Below are 20,612 nucleotides of genomic sequence, written 5' to 3' on the forward strand. Positions count from 1 at the left end.
CCAAAACACTTAAAGTTTGGATTCAAAACAGCAACTGGATGCTCTATTTACAAAGTGTGTTCTGTCTTGGGCTTTTCTTTTACTGCTTCCTTTCAATATTAGAGCTGAAAAACTCAATAACATGGCGAGAAAAGCGATTCTCTTTAAGTAAAAGACTGAATTTCTAAATCGAGAGGCTTGGTTTATCACCTGCAGATGCAATGGCATAACGAATATCGTCAATAAATCGCCCTTCTGTCTCGATAATTCCATCAGAGAATGTGACTGGTTGATGTGGCCCTGCAAGTAGAACAATATTAGTAAAATCAGAGACGTTGAAGTTCTCTGCCACAACATTTTTGGAATGAAAATCGATAACCGTTTTTGCGACTTGATCTTCCAATTGCAAAAGCTGCTCTTCGGTAATTTTCATGCGTGCCAAAGCCACACGAACGCATTTATCGTGGGTTGTTGTCTGTTCTTTTATGATTTCCGTATATTTATCATTGAGCTTGGAGTTTTCTGCATAGCTGTAATATAACGGCCCGTGCAACGTTATATTTTTATCTTCATCAACGTAAACAAGATCCAATAACTCCAAAGCTTTTAGGTAATCAGACATGCTCTGCTCAGACAAATCATACTTTTTCTTTAAAATGGAATATCCATCTTTGCCTCGCAGCATTCTCAGTTCACGATAAAAATCGTAAAGATGGGGAAATTGAAAAAAAACTTCATCTTGCGTACGGCTAAAGTAATCCTCGTCTTCGCCTTGTAATTGATTCGCAAGCTTTTGTAGTTCATCTAACGTGCAATCAACAGCTCTACAATATTCAAGCAGTTTATCCAAAGCGAGATTTGTGCTTGTTAAGTGTCTCTTAAAAGTGGACAGCGGCATGCCCATTTTCTCAGATAGCTCTCGATATGTTAGCCCTTTTGTTTTAATCGCTTGGCGTAATGCGGCTAGCAAGTATTCGGGAGTCAGATCTCTCATCTACAATTCCTTTTGGCAATGTTACAGCTGTATAGTATTTGTAACAATTTAGAACCGCTTGGCAAGGTATAAGTTCATATTTTTATAAGAAAAACATGAATTAATATACTGAAAGGAGAATTCACACAATAAATGAAAAATTCAATATGAATTCAATTTCATTATGAATACAAAATAATAAACGAAATAAAAGTGAAGCAATTACTCTAAATCATCGCAATTAATTTTAATAGTAACGTAGAGTTGAGAATATAAACCTATTCGCTCTGCAAAAATCTAGAATAATTAACCTAAAAGGAACAGAACGGTAAATGCATAATAATTCACCACTCTCTATTAGCATTTTTGCACTGCTATTCAAGTAGACTAGTCCGCCAGTTTCACTGCAGTACCAAATGCCAAAATTTCCGAAGAACCATCTACGATTGAGCTTGTGGTAAATCGAATCCCTACAATTGCATCGGCACCTTTAGATTCAGCGTCTGCTACCATGCGCTGTATAGCTATATCACGCGCGTCGGTCATCATTTCCGTGTAACCGCGAATTTCACCGCCAACAATGCTTTTGATACCCGCCATGAGGTCACGACCGATGTGTTTTGATTGAACAACATTACCAGTTACAACCCCTCTTATTTCAGAGATCTGCTTGCCCGGAATGCTTTCTGTCGTTGTGTAGATCATTTTTAGTCCCTTATAAACGTAAAATATATACCCAAGCCATTTTATTACCAACAGAGCAGTGATCACTAATCAAATCGGGAAGACTGATAGACAAGATTCTGAATGGCAAAACTGAAAAATATTTGGGTATATATTTTAGCAATAAAAAAGGAGAGCTAATGCTCTCCTTCTCTTAATCCTAAACTGCTAATTAAAGAGCAGCTTTCGCTTTTTCAACTAGAACTGCAAATGCAGCTTTGTCGAATACTGCGATGTCCGCAAGGATCTTACGGTCGATCTCGATAGATGCTTTCTTAAGACCGTTGATGAAACGGCTGTAAGATAGACCATTTTGACGAGATGCCGCATTGATACGTGCAATCCATAGTTGACGGAATTGACGTTTCTTAGCGCGACGGTCACGGTAAGCGTATTGACCAGCTTTAGTAACTGCTTGGAAAGCTACGCGGTAAACGCGTGAACGCGCACCGTAGTAACCTTTAGCTTGTTTTAGAACTTTCTTATGACGTGCACGAGCTTGTACACCACGTTTTACGCGAGGCATTATGCTTCTCCTAAACTAAACGATTGATAACTAAAAAGAATTAAGCGTATGGCAACATACGGATTACTGCAGCCACTTCACATTTTGGAAGGATTGCATTCGGACGTAGTTGACGCTTGTTCTTAGTAGTACGCTTAGTCAGGATGTGACGTTTTGTAGCGTGCTTGTACTTAATACCACCAGCAGTTTTCTTAAAACGCTTAGCAGCACCTTTGTTGGTTTTCATCTTAGGCATGATGAATAACTCCGCATTGAGTAGGTTTAATAAACAACGTAATTAGGGCGAACAAAACCCAGCCGTTATGCCTTTATCGAAAGGAAAGCGGCTAGGTTTTAATTACTTGATGAGCCGTTAATTACTTCTTTTTAGGGGCTAGCACCATGATCATCTGGCGACCTTCAATCTTCTTAGGGAAAGATTCAACTACAGCAAGTTCTGCAGTATCTTCCTTAAGACGATTTAGAACGTCAACACCGATGTCTTGGTGTGCCATCTCTCGGCCACGGAAGCGAATTGTTACCTTCACTTTGTTGCCTTCTTCAAGGAAACGCGTCAGGTTGCGTAGTTTTACCTGATAGTCTCCAATATCAGTTCCAGGACGGAATTTTACTTCCTTGATCTGGACCTGCTTTTGCTTCTTCTTCTGCTCTTTAGCAGTTTTGCTCTTCTCGAAGAGGAACTTACCATAGTCCATCACACGACAAACAGGTGGCTCGGCGTTAGGACTGATCTCAACGAGATCCATACCAGCTTCTTCAGCAGCTGCAATGGCTTCTTGAATCGATACAACACCAACTGATTCACCGTCAGCGCCTGTTAGTCGAACTTCACGAATACCACGAATTTCACCGTTGATACGGTGCGGGTTTTGTTTTACCGGCTGTTGGCCACGTCTTCCGCCTTTAATAGCTTATTCCTCCAGATTGAGCTTACGGCTAGAGATCTCGTCTTGGATGTATGCAATAAAATCATCCACTTTAAATTTACCAAGATCTTTACCTTTACGAGTACGTACTGCAATTTCGCCAGCTTCCATTTCTTGGTCACCAACAACAAGCATATACGGTACACGCTTCAAAGTATGTTCGCGGATTTTAAAGCCAATCTTCTCATTTCTCAAGTCCGCTTTAGCTCTAATTCCACTTTTTTGTAGTTTTTGTACTATTTCTTGAACATAACCTGACTGTTTATCAGTAATGTTCATAAGAACTGCTTGTTCTGGCGCCAACCAAGTTGGGAAGAAACCAGCATATTCTTCGATAAGGATACCAATGAAGCGCTCTAGTGAACCTAGAATCGCACGGTGAATCATTACCGGTACAAGACGTTCGTTATTTTCACCTACATAAGTAGCGCCTAGGCGACCTGGTAGGTTGAAGTCTAGCTGGACAGTACCACACTGCCAAGCGCGGTCTAGACAATCGTATAGTGTGAATTCAATCTTAGGACCGTAGAACGCACCCTCACCTTCTTGAATTTCGTATGGGATATCCATCGATTCAAGAGACTGCTTCAATGCTTCTTCAGATTGATCCCAGATTTCATCTGAACCTACACGTTTCTCTGGACGAGTAGACAGTTTCACTACGATGTTGTCGAAACCAAATGTTTGGTACGTATCGTACACCATCTTGATGCAGTTTGTTACTTCTTCTTGGATTTGGCTCTCAGTACAGAAAATGTGAGCATCATCCTGAGTAAAGCCACGTACACGCATAATGCCGTGCAGTGCACCAGATGGTTCGTTACGGTGACATGAGCCGAACTCTGCCATACGTAGCGGTAGGTCGCGGTACGATTTTAGACCTTGGTTGAAGATCTGTACGTGACCTGGACAGTTCATTGGCTTAATTGCGTATTCACGGTTCTCAGAAGAAGTTGTGAACATTGCATCAGCGTATTTATCCCAGTGACCTGAGCGTTCCCAAAGAACACGGTCCATCATTAGCGGACCTTTTACTTCTTGGTAACCGTACTCATCTAGCTTAGCGCGGATGAATACTTCCAGATCACGGAAAATAGACCAACCATTGTGATGCCAGAACACCATACCCGGTGCTTCTTGCTGCATGTGGAATAGGTCTAGTTGCTTACCAATCTTACGGTGGTCACGCTTCGCTGCTTCTTCTAGGCGAGTTAGATGCGCTTTCAGTGCTTTCTTATCGTGGAAAGCCGTACCGTAGATACGTTGAAGCATTTTATTGTCGCTGTTACCACGCCAGTAAGCACCTGCCACATTCAATAGAGTGAAGTGTTGACAGAAGCTCATGTTAGGAACGTGAGGACCACGACACATGTCGATGTATTCGTCATGGTGGTAAAGACCTGGACGATCATCACGAGATACGTTTTCGTCTAGGATTTCCACTTTGTATGGTTCGCCACGTGATTCAAACGTATCACGCGCTTCCTGCCAGCTTACTTTTTTCTTAACAACTTCGTACTTGGTTTTCGCTAGCTCTTTCATACGCTTTTCAATCTTTTCAAGATCTTCTTGCGTTAGAGACTCATCTAGATCGATATCGTAGTAGAAGCCGTTGTCGATGGTTGGACCAATCGCCATTTTAGCTTGTGGGTAAAGCTGCTTAAGAGCGTGACCAAGAAGGTGAGCACAAGAGTGACGAACGATTTCTAAACCGTCTACTTCATCTTTTACTGTGATGATTTCAAGGCTTGCGTCTTCTTCAATTAGGTCACACGCATCAACGCGGTTACCGTTTACACGACCAGCGATCGTTGCTTTTGCAAGACCAGGACCGATCGATTGCGCAACTTCCATAGTAGAAACTGGGTTGTCAAATTGACGCTGACTGCCGTCAGGAAGAGTAATAATAGGCATGCTATGTCCTTTACAGTGGTGTTGCACACCAAGCAACACATGTTATTCAAATTAGAAGCTATTTGTTGAAAATAGTTGAGAGTCAATAAAGGCCTCTCGGTAACACGAATACCGGACCGTTATCAAAAGTGGGATTGTACCTAGCTCACATTTAGATTGCAAAGCGCGATTTTGTTTTATCATAAGAACTTAACCTCAGGCCTCGCCGCGACAATCTGATGATTCTTCTTAAGGGCTCACATCACTTGTAAACGGAGTTACCCCCTCCCAATAGAACTTGAATACACAACTGGTATAATAGTTCCTGATACATATTAACCAACACAGGACCCTGCACACCTAGTTCCACCTCAAAGTGCAATTTAGGTATATAGTTGTTTTATTGAGTAGTTTGCATGTAGGTGTTCATCATGATCTATTTCAAATCGCGCTTTATGGGGCTTCTAAGCATTTCGATATGCTGTGTACCAGCCATGGCATCAGATGACCTGTATGGGCCGCTACGTTCTTACGCACAATCTCCGATGCAAGTGGTTAGCCATACCAATATACTGCGCTCAGGACATAGCCTTCCCTCTGACTTTGTCGAAACCTATGGCTCAGGAACCGTGGCTAGTGTTTGGGCTCATACTGATGAATACGCACTGGATTATTACCACAACCAAATCGAAATTGGCAGCAAGTGGCAAATCAATAGCAGTTGGCAATGGGAACTCAATTATCGGTGGGTTTTTGCCGCTGATAACCATTTAGATGGACTGACGAAAAGCTTCCATAACCTTTTCGGTATCGGACAGAATGGCCGAGACAAAGTAGACAGAGATCGTTTTCACATTTCAATGCCGCAATATGATGTGCTAGAAGACGACTTCGAAGGACAAACGCTTGCCAACAACTTATCTACTTATTTGCAATATCAAGTGTTTCAGAATGAACATCACGGCCTATCTATTGGTGGCAGCTTATATTTTAATGATGTTGCTCACGGGACTTTTCAAGGCAGTAATTTCGAGCAAGGCTTCCAAATAAATTACAGTTATTTGAGTGACGCCCATGCATTTTACTCGATGGTTGGCATGACTTTTCGCTCAGATGATCGCGCCTTGCTGGATCTACCCTATCGGCATAATACGATTGCCGTTGCAGCTGGGTACCGTTATGCATTGGAAGATAACCACCACCTGATGTTTGAATACCATTGGTATCAAGGCTCAACAGAAGGACCCGCAGAGTTTGCTGATGCCTCTAATGAACTGGTATTAGGCTATCGATATCTCATGGAAAACTCCGCGCTTGAGTTTTTAGCCGTTGAGAACGCACGAAACATGGATAACAGTACCGATATCGCTTTCACAATAGGATATCGGTACATATTCTCATCAAGTTGATGAGAACTATAGATTTAGCGTTGGTGCAACCGCGGCAGCGACTTGAGCATCAGTTGCATTGATCGGTAACGTAAACGAGCGATATTGGTCACCAGCCAAGCTGAGCGAACGGTCAATCTCTGCCAAACAATGCATGACCTGCCCTTCCAGAATAAAAGAAAGCTCAATTTCTTTTGATGAGATAAAGCCGTTATTTCGGAACTCTAGCTCTTGATAAATTCCAGAGCGAGAAGCAAACGAGCCACCGCGCAAAAAGCCTTTTTCAACATCGGCTTTAACCATAGTGAAACCAGCTTGCTCGATCGCTTGAATAACCCGAGATGCTACTGGTAGTGGTTTCACTTCAATATAGTCACGGTCACGCGGGTCAATCGCAAAATCAATATCTAACGTCGTTTCAACCCAAACATGGCATTGATTCTTAAGTGCGCTAACCGCAGTAATTGGCGTTTCATCATGCAGTTTTAGCTCAAACGGAACCTGCTTCTCTTCATTAGGTTGAATCACAAAGGGGTCTACCGCCTTCAGCTGATCAATAGTGAACGTTTGGTAACTTACGCTATCATCCACTTCGACTTTCATCTCTGTGTTCAATTTAATCGTAATAGCATCAATTTGTTGTTCGACGTCTCCGCCTTTGATATGAACATGCCCTTTCAGCGTCGCTCCTTGAAACACGCTCATTTCGTCTAAAATCGTATCTACTTTTGCAGAACCAATCCCCAGTGATGCTTTCAATTTTTTAAACATGTTTTTCCTTTTTAGCGACTTTTCTTCTAATAATCGTTTGTTTACACAATTGTTTTATACTCTGCAAGCAATAAACCACAAGAAAATGTTCGAATTCCATCATCAATCCAAATAATGCTCAGCAGCAAGAATCATTCAGCCCCACAATAGGATTGTTCTGTCACTAAGTGGTGCATTCGTCGAGAAATGTTTGCAATTTGTACCTAAATTAAGCAGTATTTGTATAGTCAAATAAAAGGGAATCATTATGTCTGCACCACTCTACATTCAAATCAAACAATTTATCCTCGATAAAATTGATTCTGGAGAGTGGATAGTTGGTCATCGTATCGCCACAGAGATTGAGCTTACCGAGCAATTTGGTGTCAGTAGAATGACAGTGAACAAAGCAATTCGGGACTTAGTTAATGAGGGCCGATTACAACGTCGCCCACGCTTAGGTACGTTTGTGTGTGATCCTGGTGAAAAGTCAGAATCTCCTCTGTTAGACATTCGAAACATTGCCGAAGAAGTCAGCGACCGAGGGCGACAATATAGCAGTAAAGTGCTCAAACAAGTTGCCATAAAAGCAGATGACAGCATTGCGACAAAACTCGGCGTCATGCTTGGCACAACGGTGTTTTACAGTGAAATCATTCACTATGAAGACCAAACGCCTATTCAATTGGAACTCCGCTGGGTGAACAGCCAATATGCCCCGAGTTATTTAAATCAAGACTTCACACAAATCACTCCGAATCAATACCTGTCAGATAATTGCCCACTCAGCGCTATTGAACATACCGTAGAGGCAATTGTGCCTGACGGCCGTATTAAGCAAGACTTAAAAATGCAAGCCAATGAGCCTTGCCTTCTCTTGAATCGCAGAACGTGGAGCCAAGATAAGTTAGTCAGTACCGCCCTACTTTATCACCCTGGTAACAAATATAAGCTGAGCTCAAAAGTGCTCATTTAATGACAAGATTGGTCCTATAGATCTACGTTTTGATCACATTTTAGCAACATCAATCTTGTCAGTATTCTTATTTTGCTCTATTTATTTGTATATACATTTAATGATACAAATAAACACAGGGACACAAACATGGATTTGCTGATTGAAAACGCACGTCTGGTCACCATGCAACCGGGAGAGCGCGGTTATCTGCCAACGTCTCCTGCTCGTATTGGCATTCAATCTGGAAAAATCGTTGCGATCAGCACCTGTGCAATTGGTGAAGACGAACCGCAAACTGAGTCTCTGCTGTCTGCCCAACATTACGCTCAGAGTATCGACCTTCAAGGCAAGTTAGTTCTGCCAGGTTTGATCGACTGCCACACTCATCTTATTTACGCGGGCAATCGTGCCAACGAATTTGAAATGCGCTTAAACGGCGTGCCATATCAAGAAATTTCCAAACAAGGCGGTGGGATACTTTCAACGGTGCATGCGACGCGTTCAGCAACCGAAGCGCAATTAGTTGAGTTAGCGTTGCCACGTTTAGACGGGCTACTCGCGAGCGGCGTCACTTCTGTCGAAGTGAAATCAGGCTACGGATTGACACTGAATGATGAAGTAAAAATGCTCCGTGCAGCCAAAATGCTTGAACAAGAGCGCAAAGTTAAAATCACCACTACACTTCTTGCCGCTCACGCCATTCCGCCGGAGTTCCAAGGCCGTGCAGATGACTATATTGAGCACATTTGTCAGGACATAATCCCTGTCGTCGCAAAGGAAGAGTTAGCCACGAGTGTCGATGTTTTTTGTGAATCGATTGGTTTCAATCTTGAACAAACAGAAAAAGTGTTTATAGCTGCAAAACGCCACGGCTTAAAGGTTAAAGGGCATACAGAGCAACTTTCGAATCTCGGTGGTACAGCCCTCACTGCTCAATACAACGGTTTGTCAGCGGATCACATCGAGTTTTTAGATGAGCAAGGTGTTAAAGCACTTGCTCGCTCAAACACTGTCGCCACTCTACTGCCTGGCGCTTTTTATTTTCTAAGAGAAACTCAGTTACCACCGATTGAGTTGTTGAGAGAGTATAACGTGCCGATGGCAATTGCTACGGACGTCAACCCAGGTACATCACCGTTTTCTGATCTCACACTCATGCTGAATATGGCGTGCACACTATTTCGCCTTACACCGCAAGAAGCACTGCGTGGTGTAACGCAACATGCAGCCAAAGCTCTGGGTTATCAAAACTCACGTGGCACCATCAAAGTAGGGTTTGATGCGGACTTCTCTATCTGGGATATCGAAAGCCCTGCAGATTTAAGCTATCAAGTCGGAGCAAAACGTCTGGTAGGTCGTATAGTAAATGGTGAATACATTTCACACGGAGGCCAATAATATGTCTCAATTCGACTTACACTCTCCCCTATTTCATTGGCAAGGCCGTCATGATGCCGAGGACGGCAAACTTGGCCAGCGAATTCATCACGTGGTTCAACGCCAGAAAGCAGATGAGTTGGGGGGCGTTGCGCATGGCGTCTCATTACTGGGTTTTGCTACCGACGCTGGCGTAGCCAGAAACAAAGGACGCATTGGTGCGAAAAAAGCGCCAGATTTAATCCGACGAGCACTCGCTAATTTAGCATGGCACCAAGACGTCCCACTATATGACTTAGGCACCGTGGTGTGCGAAGACGACTTACTGGAAGAGAGCCAATCTCTATGTGCGGCAACCATTTCAAGCGCACTGCCTCATACGCCTGTCATCGTGTTAGGTGGCGGGCATGAGATTGCGTGGGCCTCGTTTTCCGGCTTAGCGGAGTATTTTAAAGCGCACTATCCAGAGAAGAAGCCTAAAATCGGCATTATCAATTTCGATGCGCATTTCGATTTACGCGCATTCGAGAGCAGCATCGCCGACATCAAACCAAGCTCTGGCACTCCCTTCAACCAAATTCATCATTTTTGCCAACGCAATGATTGGGACTTTCATTACGCTTGCATTGGCGTAAGCCGCAGTAGCAACACTAAAGCGCTGTTTGAAAAAGCAGATGCGTTAAATGTTTGGTATGTAGAAGACAATCAGCTTTGTTACCTAAACCACAGTTATCACTTAACTCAGCTTCAACATTTTATTGACGACTGTGATTACCTCTATTTGACCATTGATCTGGATGTATTTCCTGCGGCAACAGCACCTGGGGTCAGCGCCCCTGCGGCTCGAGGAGTAAGTTACGACACAATTGCACCATTTTTAGATCGAATTCTTCATTACAAAAATAAGCTCATGCTGGCTGATATCGCCGAATACAACCCTAATTATGACGTCGATAGTCAAACTGCACGCTTAGCTGCCCGTTTGTGTTGGGATATCGCCAACGCGATGGCGGAAAAGCAACACAAACCATAACGCATCCTAGATGCCACTTATTATTACGACCAAGCAAGTACTTGGTCATCACGAGAAACTAAAGGAGTCTGAAATGACACAGCGCCAGGGACAAGATCCACGACTTGATACAAGCAGAACAATTCGTGCACCTCACGGAGATAAACTGCGCGCAAAATCTTGGCTAACCGAAGCCCCTCTTCGCATGCTGATGAACAACCTCGATCCTGATGTTGCAGAACATCCACATTCGCTGGTTGTATATGGCGGCATTGGCCGTGCAGCACGAAACTGGGAATGTTACGACAAGATTGTTGAAGTACTTGAAAGACTCGAAGATGACCAAACGCTTTTAGTTCAATCAGGCAAGCCTGTTGGTGTTTTCCCTACTCATAAAAATGCCCCACGAGTGCTAATTGCAAACTCAAACCTTGTTCCGCATTGGGCAAACTGGGAACACTTCAACGAGCTCGATAAACAAGGCTTGATGATGTACGGCCAAATGACCGCTGGCAGCTGGATATACATTGGCTCACAAGGCATCGTCCAAGGCACATACGAAACATTCGTATCTGTTGCGAAAAAGCACTTTGACGGCGAAGCAAAAGGCCGATGGATTCTAACTGGCGGTCTTGGTGGTATGGGTGGTGCTCAGCCTCTAGCCGGTACGATGGCTGGCTTCTCCATGATTGCGGTAGAGTGTGATGAATCGCGTATCGATTACCGCCTACGTACAGGCTATGTCGATAAGAAAGCGACATCTTTAGATGAAGCGCTTGCTATCATCAAAGAGTCAGACACACCAGTATCAGTTGGTCTACTAGGTAATGCAGCAGACGTTTTCTCTGAGTTGGTAGAACGTAATATCACGCCTGATGTAGTAACAGACCAAACATCTGCACACGACCCGCTCAATGGCTACTTACCACAAGGCTGGAGCATGTCTCACGCAGCAGAAATGCGTTTGCAAGATGAAGCAATGGTCGTAAAAGCAGCGAAAAAATCCATGGCAGTGCAAGTTCAAGCGATGTTAGAGCTGCAAAATCGCGGCGCCGCAACACTCGACTACGGTAACAACATCCGCCAGATGGCCTTGGAAGAAGGCGTAGAAAACGCATTTGATTTCCCTGGCTTTGTTCCAGCCTACATTCGCCCACTATTCTGCGAAGGTATCGGTCCTTTCCGTTGGGCTGCTCTCTCTGGCGATCCTGAGGACATTTATAAAACCGACCAAAAAGTAAAAGAGCTAATTCCAGATAATCCGCACTTACATAACTGGCTAGATATGGCTCGCGAGCGCATCCAGTTCCAAGGTTTACCTGCGCGTATTTGCTGGGTTGGTCTTAAAGATCGTGAGCGTCTTGGTCAAGCATTCAACGAAATGGTGAAAAATGGCGAACTTAAGGCGCCTGTTGTCATTGGTCGTGACCACTTAGACTCTGGCTCCGTTGCAAGCCCGAACCGAGAAACAGAAGGCATGATGGACGGTTCTGACGCCGTATCAGACTGGCCACTATTAAACGCACTACTCAATACGGCGGGCGGCGCAACTTGGGTTTCACTGCACCACGGTGGTGGCGTAGGTATGGGCTTCTCGCAACACTCAGGTATGGTTATCTGCTGTGACGGCAGTGAAGATGCCTCAAAACGTATTGCCCGCGTGCTGCATAACGACCCAGCAACAGGCGTGATGCGTCATGCTGATGCGGGATACGATATTGCTAAACAATGTGCAGCAGAGCAAGGGCTAGATTTGCCAATGCTCAACGAAGAACTGAAGAAGCTCAAGTAAGGATGAAAGAGATGTTAAATTTAACGCTAAAGCCAGGTCATATTAGCTTAAACGAACTACGCCAAGTGAGCCGTTCACCAGTCAACCTTACTTTGGATCCTGAAGCCATTCCGGCCATTGAAGAAAGCACGCAAGTCGTGGATCGTGTCATCGCGGAAGATAGAACGGTTTACGGAATTAACACTGGTTTTGGTCTATTGGCTAACACACGAATAGCACCAGAAGATTTAGAAACTCTGCAACGCAGTATCGTTCTTTCTCATGCGGCAGGTATCGGTGAGTTTATGTCAGACGAAACGGTTCGTCTGATGATGGTATTGAAAATCAATAGTCTGTCTCGTGGTTTTTCTGGTATTCGCCTAAAAGTCATTAATATGCTGACCGACCTAGTTAACGCACAAGTTTACCCTTGTGTACCTAAAAAGGGCTCTGTTGGCGCATCAGGTGACTTAGCTCCTCTGGCCCACATGAGCACAGTATTACTAGGTGAAGGACAAGCTCGTCACAACGGTAACATCATTTCTGGGCAAGAAGCGTTAAAAATCGCAGGTCTAGAACCCATAACTCTGGCGCCGAAAGAAGGCTTAGCGCTGCTAAATGGTACCCAGGCATCAACAGCGTTCGCATTAGAAGGTCTGTTTATCGCGGAAGATCTTTTCGCTTCGGCTACAGTATGTGGCGCAATGTCTGTCGAAGCCGCTCTCGGCAGCCGACGTCCATTCGATCCACGCATTCACCGTGTACGTGGTCATCGCAGCCAAATGGACGCAGCACTGGCCTACCGTCATCTATTGGATACATCAAGTGACATTGGTGATTCGCATACTAACTGTGAAAAAGTGCAAGACCCGTATTCGTTGCGCTGTCAGCCTCAAGTAATGGGGGCGTGTTTGCAGCAAATCCGCAACGCTGCAGAAGTATTGCAAGTAGAAGCAAACTCCGTATCAGATAACCCATTGGTGTTTGCTGAAGATGACGACATCATCTCTGGCGGTAACTTCCACGCTGAGCCTGTTGCAATGGCAGCTGACAACCTAGCACTGGCGATTGCTGAGATCGGCAGCCTGTCTGAACGTCGTATGGCATTGCTTATCGATAGCGCATTATCAAAATTACCACCGTTCTTAGTCGATAATGGTGGTGTGAACTCTGGTTTCATGATTGCCCAAGTCACCTCTGCTGCGCTAGCAAGCGAAAACAAAACGCTCGCTCACCCAGCGTCAGTAGACAGCTTGCCAACATCAGCAAACCAAGAAGATCACGTTTCAATGGCAACCTTCGCGGCTCGCAGATTGAAAGAAATGGGAGAAAACACTCGCGGTATTCTAGCGGTCGAATACCTATCAGCAGCACAAGGCCTAGACTTTAGAGCACCAAACAAGTCCTCTGAGCGTATCGAGATTGCCAAACAAATGTTGCGTGAAAAAGTATCGTTCTACGATAAAGATCGTTACTTTGCGCCGGACATTGAACAGGCCAATACTCTGCTTAAGCTGGCTATTCACAACACGCTCATGCCAGAGAGTCTGTTACCAAGTGTTCAGTAATCCAGCATTACCAGCACTTAATCTAAAAACCGGATGATAATTTGAAGGCTCCACGTTTCGCGTGGAGCTTTTTTATCTCCTCATTAAACGTATTCCCAGCGATCTTTATGAACACTTGCATATTGTTATTGCTATACTTTTAAAAATAGCCGACGTAATAAAGTCGCTGTTTATTGCTTTCACAAATAAAAGCGTTGCTAAAGTATGCGTTTTTAACGATTTATCCGCCGAAATAGTGTCTTATTGTTAGGATACGGTGAAGTTTTCACTGGATGGACCATTGCTACGCAGATATTCGCATATAATCCCACACAGTTTTGGTTACTACGTAAAAATTATGTTTCTAACACCTTATTTTTCAAACACTAATCACCAGTTTCAGTTCACTCGCGAACAAGCAAGCCACTTTGCAAAACGTGTCGCAGGTGACTACAACCCAATCCACGATGAAGACAACAAACGCTTTTGTGTCCCTGGGGACTTACTTTTTGCAGTGCTTCTTAGTAAAGAAGGCATCAGCCAAAAGATGCGTTTTAACTTCTCTGGCATGGTAAGCGATGGTGTAGCACTTCATATTGAAAATAAGTGTGAAAAAGAAAGCGCCGTTGTTGACGAGGCAGGTAAAGAATACTTACACATGTCCCGTGAAGGTGAGACTAACCACGATCCCGCATTTATTGAGCATGTCGTAACAAATTACGTGCAATTCTCTGGCATGAACTTCCCTCACATCATGGTTCCTCTTATGGAAGAGAAGCAAATGATGATCAACTGCCAACGTCCATTGGTTATTTATGAAAGCATGGAAGTTGAATTTTCACGCTTAGACCTTACGCATCCTGAAGTGGATTTCACTGGCGCAACGTTCGACGTGGAAGGCAAACGTGGGATAGTCACCTTAAACTTTGCGTTCAAAGAAGACGGTGAAGTCGTTGGCAAAGGCATCAAACGCATGGTTGCAAGCGGCTTGAAGCCATATGACCAAGAAGCGGTTGACGATCTTGTACGCCGTTTCAATGAACGTAAGGATGCATTCCTAGCAAAGTTCGTTAAGGCAGCCTAATCGACTGCCCTATCAGAAGCGCTCAAAAAACGTGTTTACTAAAAGAAAGCCCAACGTCGATCGTTGGGCTTTCTTTTTATGTCTCATCCAAATAAAACTAAACGCAATGCTTAGATCCAGCGGCGGACGTGGTTTTTGTAATCCATATACTCTTCACCAAACAATCGCTCTAGAACACGTTCCTCTGGCTTGATTTGAAATCGATTCATATAACTGACAAATACGACGCCACAAAGCACCACACTCAAATGCTGCCACCACAAACCAATTGCAATGATTAGAAGCAGTAGCGCCATATACATCGGGTTGCGCGAAAAAGCAAATACGCCAGTTCTCACCACGGAAGAGGCCGTGTCAGGCTTTACAGGGTTAACCGTCGTTTTTACTTTATGGAATTCATACACACCAGCAATGCCCATATAACCAGAGAGCAAAGTTAGTCCGCCAACCACAACCTCGACAAAGGGCACGCTAATATTCAGGCTCGGCACCAGAACTGTCAGTCCATACATGAGTAGTATGACCAACAAAAACACCGCAACAGGTGGGACTTTGAGTTCAAGTTTTCTCAAGATTCATATCCTTTGAAATTGTTGTATGTGACTTCTAAAAAAGCCCAGTAAAACTGGGCTTAATTTGATGTGATTATATCAAAGTTAACAGCGCCTGAACGGGATGTTTGGGCTTTGTTCCTTCAAAGCGTTTCACTTGGCTGCGGCAAGAGTAGCCAGTAATCAAACATCTCTCGTTATCTAACTTATCTAAGCTTGGCTTCCAGCTTAAATTGTAAATGTCTTTCGACATCGACAACTTATCGACCTCGTGACCAAACGTACCCGCCATACCACAACAACCAACCGGTACCGTATTTAAAACCGCACCAAAGTGAGCAAAAATAGCGCCCCACTCTTTTTCCGCATTCGGCATTTTGGTTTTTTCAGTACAGTGCGCAAACAGATACCAAGGTTCCTGCGCGTTATGCTCTCCGCTTTCAAACGCTTCTAGTCTTGGGTAAAGCCATTCGTGGGCCGTTAGTACATCGAAATCACCTCGCTTACTGCCAAGTACTTCAGCGTATTCATCTCGATAACACAGCACCAATGCAGGGTCGACACCAACTAATGGAATATCCAGATCCGCTACCATCGCCAAAAACTTCGCTGTATCGGCTGCTGTATCCTTAAACTGACGTAGAAAGCCTTTAATGTGTTGTGCTTTACCATTCGGCTTAAATGGCAGAAGCACCGGATGCATACCCAGCTTTTTCAATAATTTAACGAAGTCTTCTACAACATCGGCGTCGTAGTAGCTAGTGAATGGGTCTTGAACAATTAAAACATGCTTGCTCTTTTCAGACGAAGACAAACCGCTGAGCGCTTGCAGATCATAAGGCGTTGTCAGCGACTCTACTCGTTGTTTCAATGTAGGTACTGATAACAACGGCGCATCGACATACCCAACTGTTGAAGCCGTTAAGCTCTTGACCCACGACTGCTTCAAAACACCGTTTACGACACCTGGCGCTTTCGCCATCATCGGCAGCATAGTCTCTATGTTCGCAACCAGATAATCTTTTGCTGGACGTTGGTAACGAGAGTGATAAATGTTTAAAAAGCGTGAGCGGAAACTCGGAACGTCGACTTTAATCGGACACTGGCTCGCACACGCTTTACACGCTAAACAACCATTCATCGCTTCATACACTTCGTGGGAGAAATCGTATTCGTGACGACGATTGATAGAATGACGTACGCGGTCAATCATGGTTTTGATTGATGTTTTGTTTTCTAGCGTTTGCTTTTCTAAGTCAAGAATATCAATGCCTTGTTCAGTGAGCTGACGCAACCACTCGCGAACCAAACCCGCACGACCTTTCGGTGAATGACGACGATCGGCTGTTACTTTCATCGATGGACACATTGGCGAGCTGGTATCGTAGTTAAAACACAAACCGTTACCGTTACACTCCATCGCTTGCTTAAAGCTGTCACGTACTTGAACGTCAATCTGACGATCGAAGTAACCACGTTTGGTATCGGTAACTTTTACTAGCTCTGCATCACTATCAAGCGGCGTACAGATTTTGCCCGGGTTCATTTTGTTGTGTGGATCGAATGCCGCCTTCACACGTCTCAGCTCAGTAAACAACTCATCACCGAAAAAATCAGGGCCATATTCTGAACGGAAACCTTTGCCGTGTTCACCCCACATCAAACCGCCGTATTTCGCCACCAGCTTAACCACTTCATCAGAAACTTCGTGCATCAATGCTTCTTGGTGCGGGTCACACAAATCCAACGCAGGACGTACGTGAAGCACCCCGGCATCGACGTGACCAAACATGCCGTAATTCAGAGACTTGCTGTCTAACAGTTCTCGAAACTCTACAATGAAGTCCGCCAGGTTTTCTGGTGGCACACAGGTATCTTCAGCGAATGCGACCGGTTTAGCGCGGCCTTTTGCTGCGCCTAACAAACCCACCGCTTTTTTACGCATGTTGTAAATACGCCCGATACTCGCTACATCGTTACAGACTTGGTAACCGATGATGCCCGCTTCTTCTGTTTCCAGCATGGTATCGAGCTTGGCGGTCAGCGCTGCAACCTGCGCTGCAACTTCTTCTTCGTCCTGACCTGCATATTCCACCATATTGATGCCAAGCATCTCTTTATTTGGAACATCGGTAAGCAAATCACTCACGGTGTGCCAGACGATATCTTGCTTCGCGAGATTAAGCACTTTCGAGTCAACGGTTTCTACAGATAGCGCTTTCGCTTCGACCATCAACGGTGCATTACGGAGCGCAGAGTCAAAGCTGTTGTATTTAACGTTAACCAAAGTACGTGCTTTCGGAATTGGCGTCAGATTTAGCTTCGCTTCGGTAATAAATGCCAATGAACCTTCCGCACCACACAACACTCGTGTGATCTCGAAACGATCATCGTCTTCATCTAGCGCGTTCTTTAAGTCATAGCCCGTTAGGAAGCGGTTGAGAGGAGGAAATTTATCCACGATCTGCTGGCGTTTTTCACGACATACGGATTCCGTTACTCGTAGCGCCTTGGCAGCAAACTCGCCTTCTTCGGGGTAGCCGTTGGACAGATCTGATTCTAAAACTGAGCCATCAGCAAACACCGCTTGTAGCGACAAAACATGATCGGATGTTTTTCCGTATTTCAGAGAACCTTGACCAGAAGCATCGGTGTTGACCATGCCGCCAATCGTTGCACGGTTACTGGTAGATAAGTCTGGAGAGAAGAAGTAACCGTAAGGGCGAACCGCATCATTTAACTGGTCTTTCACTACACCAGTTTGTACACGAACCCAGCCTTCTTTCTCATTAACCTCAAGTACTTTGTTCATGTGGCGAGACATATCCACCACAATACCTTTGGTTAGCGACTGACCATTGGTCCCTGTGCCGCCACCACGAGGTGAAAAGGTAATTCGTTCGTACTTTTCTTTATTGCTCAGTTTCCCGAGGAGAGAAACATCTTCTGTCGTTTTAGGATGGACGACTGCCTGAGGAAGTTGCTGGTAAACACTGTTGTCAGTGGCAACCGCTAGTCGGCTTGAATATTGGCTTTCGATATCACCAGTGAATCCAGCGTGCTCAAGCTCTTTCAGAAAACTAAGAACAAGAGGATCGACATCAGTTTGCGAGTGTAATCTTGGTAACATTTGCTTCCTGCCCCTACGACGCTGAATCCGATCAGCTGCGGGTTATGTAATTATTTGCTCACTTCTCATACAAGTTGGCGTTCAGCGAAACAAAACACCACAAAAGAGTAAGTGAAGTAATATTCTTTGAATTTCGTCACTTTACAACATTTAAAAAGACGAGCAAATCAGAATCTCGATACAATAATTAAACTTATGCTTTATTTTTTCACGCTTGATGCCTTACATTGGGGAACGAATCGCGTTTCTAGATGAGTTTTCAGAATGAAAAAAAATAAAATTGTGACCACTGAAGATATTCTTCTCAAACTTTGCCAGTCTGTTTCTGGCGTCCTTACTTCAGCGACATCTTCTCAAGTAAATTACTCTGCAATGGTGCAAAAAATCCACAAGACTAGCCTCAAGCCAGATTTTGGCTGTTTTGTTCTGTTTGATGGCGGGTTTACCGGGCTGGTCGTAATTAATTTTACGGCAAAAGCCGCATTAGAGATCTACACCAACTACATGCGTAATATGGGTATGCCAGAAGAAGAACTGGCAATATCTCATACTTCTGACGAGGTAGGAGATGTTCTGGGTGAACTAATGAACCAACTGGTTGGAGATTTCACCAATAAAATTCGTAAAGAGCTGCAAACGAACATCACACAAAACCAGCCAAAAATGATGGCGCTGAATAAGCAAGTCATCTTACAAGTTGATACCAACCTTGACCGCCCTCAAGCTCGCCGAGTGACGTTCTCCACCGAAAATAACAACATTTTCTATCTGGAGTTAGCGATGGACAAAACTGAGTTCATCCAACTAGAAGAGTTTGAAATCGCAGAAGACGAAAATCCAGACGATATTTTAGAAGCAACACGTAAAAATATGGCTGAGAAAGAATCTAAATCGTCGAGTTCAAACGATGAAGCCGATGATTTACTCAACCAGCTCGGATTGTAATTCCAACTAATCTTAATGAAGAATGGCTTCTTAGACACAAGTACGACTTCATACTGATTATGACGAACTAAAACGCCTAGCCTCGCCTTCCGCGGGGCTTCTTTTTATGTCCATAAACCACCTTCACTCCCACCTTGTATTTCGTTTTTATGTCAAAAAAGGTAATATGTCTGACTTCATAAATTTTCTGCTTTCGTTACTGGTTGTCGATGGATAAACAAAAAGCTCTGAAAAAAATCGCCAAGTGCTTAGAACTGGGCAATTCCGCTAATGTTAATGAGGCTGCCAATGCTATCAAAATGGCACATCGCCTCATGCTCAAATATGGTCTGGATAAGGACGATATTGAGTTTATCAGAATGGGGAAAACACAGTCTTCCCACCTACTACCAGCGAATATCAGTTCTACCATATTGCGAGTGATTCGCGGCATTAACACTAAATTCGGTGTTGAAGCGGTGTTGTTGAATCACAAAGGGCTCAAACGTGTCGAGTTTATCGGTGAAGCAGATCGCGCGATTTTTGCTGCATTTGCTTTCGATATTATTTATCGCGAGATGAACGAAAGTACCGGACAATTCCGAAATAGTTTCGCAGGTACGGGCACCTCTTCTCAAGAAGTGACTCGCCGCGTGAACTCTTTTGTATCTGGCTGGGTAGAGGGCGCGATAGAGAAACTTCCAGTCATTTCTCCAGACGAAGAGTCGGCCAACAAAATCAATGATTATATTGATAAAGAATTCCAAAACATTGACCGCGAAACCTTCAAGAAGCAACTGAAAGAAGCGATGAAAAACCTAACCGAAGACTACGAAGTGGGCTTGAAAAAAGGTAGAAGAGTCTCCGTTAACCGTGGTGTTGGCGGCGAGCAAGCGCGTAAAATGTTGGGCAATCCATCGAAATAACCAGAGCAGCAATTGATTGACGTAGGTTCCAATATTCCAATGTTATTGGGACCTACTTTTTGAAGTTGTGATAGTAACGATAAGAATTTTCTTACAGAAACTCTTATCAATCTTACTTTCTCATAACAAATATCAATGCTTACTTATTCATAATTCGCATCCCATTATGAGGCA

At 44.2% G+C, this 20,612-nt stretch carries 18 protein-coding genes; 9 read left to right on the forward strand and 9 right to left on the reverse strand.

Going from position 1 to position 20,612, the window contains the following annotated elements:
- Positions 1-163: 163 nt before the first annotated feature.
- The 6 genes from CBX98_RS01645 to thrS all read right to left on the reverse strand — a co-directional run bounded on the left by CBX98_RS01645 (position 164) and on the right by thrS (position 5,041).
- Positions 164-973: a helix-turn-helix domain-containing protein gene (locus tag CBX98_RS01645; protein WP_006741660.1), complete on the reverse strand. Its 810-nt coding sequence runs from the start codon at positions 971-973 to the stop codon at positions 164-166.
- A gap of 366 nt (positions 974-1,339) precedes the next feature.
- Complete coding sequence (locus tag CBX98_RS01650) at positions 1,340-1,657, reverse strand: heavy metal-binding domain-containing protein (protein WP_005377919.1); 318 nt, start codon at positions 1,655-1,657, stop codon at positions 1,340-1,342.
- 190 nt (positions 1,658-1,847) lie between these two features.
- A complete protein-coding gene (gene rplT, locus CBX98_RS01655) occupies positions 1,848-2,201 on the reverse strand; it encodes a 50S ribosomal protein L20 (protein WP_004727974.1) in 354 nt (117 codons plus the stop codon).
- Between the two features lie 40 nt (positions 2,202-2,241).
- Positions 2,242-2,436, reverse strand: coding sequence for a 50S ribosomal protein L35 (gene rpmI, locus CBX98_RS01660; protein WP_005377932.1), 195 nt, complete (start codon positions 2,434-2,436; stop codon positions 2,242-2,244).
- 121 nt (positions 2,437-2,557) lie between these two features.
- Positions 2,558-3,109 carry a translation initiation factor IF-3 gene (gene infC, locus CBX98_RS01665; RefSeq protein WP_074191168.1) on the reverse strand — a complete coding sequence of 184 codons (552 nt, stop codon included), beginning with the start codon at positions 3,107-3,109 and terminating at the stop codon, positions 2,558-2,560.
- 3 nt (positions 3,110-3,112) lie between these two features.
- The gene (gene thrS / locus CBX98_RS01670; RefSeq protein ID WP_109168445.1) at positions 3,113-5,041 is read right to left on the reverse strand and encodes a threonine--tRNA ligase; all 1,929 of its coding nucleotides are present in this window, start codon (positions 5,039-5,041) and stop codon (positions 3,113-3,115) included.
- A 410-nt stretch (positions 5,042-5,451) separates the two neighbouring features.
- Between thrS and CBX98_RS01675 the strand changes: the two genes are divergently transcribed.
- Positions 5,452-6,429 (forward strand): DUF3187 family protein, encoded by a 978-nt coding sequence (locus tag CBX98_RS01675; RefSeq protein ID WP_074191167.1) that lies wholly within the window; start codon positions 5,452-5,454, stop codon positions 6,427-6,429.
- 6 nt (positions 6,430-6,435) lie between these two features.
- Here CBX98_RS01675 and CBX98_RS01680 read toward each other — a convergent pair whose 3' ends face one another.
- Positions 6,436-7,179 (reverse strand): sporulation protein, encoded by a 744-nt coding sequence (locus CBX98_RS01680; RefSeq protein WP_005385491.1) that lies wholly within the window; start codon positions 7,177-7,179, stop codon positions 6,436-6,438.
- A gap of 247 nt (positions 7,180-7,426) precedes the next feature.
- On the opposite strand from CBX98_RS01680, the gene hutC reads away from it, so the two are divergent.
- The 6 genes from hutC to CBX98_RS01710 all read left to right on the forward strand — a co-directional run bounded on the left by hutC (position 7,427) and on the right by CBX98_RS01710 (position 14,907).
- Positions 7,427-8,134 carry a histidine utilization repressor gene (gene hutC / locus CBX98_RS01685; RefSeq protein WP_005395889.1) on the forward strand — a complete coding sequence of 236 codons (708 nt, stop codon included), beginning with the start codon at positions 7,427-7,429 and terminating at the stop codon, positions 8,132-8,134.
- 129 nt (positions 8,135-8,263) lie between these two features.
- Positions 8,264-9,514, forward strand: a complete 1,251-nt coding sequence (gene hutI, locus CBX98_RS01690) for an imidazolonepropionase (protein WP_109168446.1) — start codon at positions 8,264-8,266, stop codon at positions 9,512-9,514.
- Position 9,515: 1 nt separating this feature from the next.
- Complete coding sequence (gene hutG, locus CBX98_RS01695; RefSeq protein ID WP_047008649.1) at positions 9,516-10,526, forward strand: formimidoylglutamase; 1,011 nt, start codon at positions 9,516-9,518, stop codon at positions 10,524-10,526.
- Between the two features lie 73 nt (positions 10,527-10,599).
- Positions 10,600-12,297 (forward strand): urocanate hydratase, encoded by a 1,698-nt coding sequence (gene hutU, locus CBX98_RS01700; RefSeq protein ID WP_005395885.1) that lies wholly within the window; start codon positions 10,600-10,602, stop codon positions 12,295-12,297.
- An 11-nt stretch (positions 12,298-12,308) separates the two neighbouring features.
- The gene (gene hutH / locus CBX98_RS01705; protein ID WP_012841910.1) at positions 12,309-13,844 is read left to right on the forward strand and encodes a histidine ammonia-lyase; all 1,536 of its coding nucleotides are present in this window, start codon (positions 12,309-12,311) and stop codon (positions 13,842-13,844) included.
- A 337-nt stretch (positions 13,845-14,181) separates the two neighbouring features.
- Entirely contained in the window at positions 14,182-14,907 is a 726-nt protein-coding gene (locus tag CBX98_RS01710; RefSeq protein ID WP_109168447.1) for a DUF3581 domain-containing protein, read from the forward strand.
- 110 nt (positions 14,908-15,017) lie between these two features.
- On the opposite strand, the gene CBX98_RS01715 is transcribed toward CBX98_RS01710, so the two are convergent.
- Together CBX98_RS01715 and CBX98_RS01720 are read right to left on the reverse strand one after the other, a co-directional pair.
- On the reverse strand, positions 15,018-15,479 hold the full coding sequence (locus CBX98_RS01715; protein ID WP_109168448.1) for an isoprenylcysteine carboxylmethyltransferase family protein: 462 nt from the start codon (positions 15,477-15,479) through the stop codon (positions 15,018-15,020).
- 73 nt (positions 15,480-15,552) lie between these two features.
- Positions 15,553-18,588, reverse strand: coding sequence for an FAD-binding and (Fe-S)-binding domain-containing protein (locus tag CBX98_RS01720; protein WP_109168449.1), 3,036 nt, complete (start codon positions 18,586-18,588; stop codon positions 15,553-15,555).
- A gap of 264 nt (positions 18,589-18,852) precedes the next feature.
- Between CBX98_RS01720 and CBX98_RS01725 the strand changes: the two genes are divergently transcribed.
- Both CBX98_RS01725 and CBX98_RS01730 read left to right on the forward strand, forming a co-directional pair.
- Entirely contained in the window at positions 18,853-19,533 is a 681-nt protein-coding gene (locus tag CBX98_RS01725) for a DUF3334 family protein (RefSeq protein ID WP_109168450.1), read from the forward strand.
- A 209-nt stretch (positions 19,534-19,742) separates the two neighbouring features.
- A complete protein-coding gene (locus CBX98_RS01730; protein WP_005395879.1) occupies positions 19,743-20,438 on the forward strand; it encodes a DUF2786 domain-containing protein in 696 nt (231 codons plus the stop codon).
- Positions 20,439-20,612: the final 174 nt, after the last annotated feature.

It is taken from the genome of Vibrio sp. T9 (genome assembly GCF_003123985.1).
GTDB classification, from domain to species: Bacteria; Pseudomonadota; Gammaproteobacteria; order Enterobacterales; family Vibrionaceae; genus Vibrio; species Vibrio diabolicus.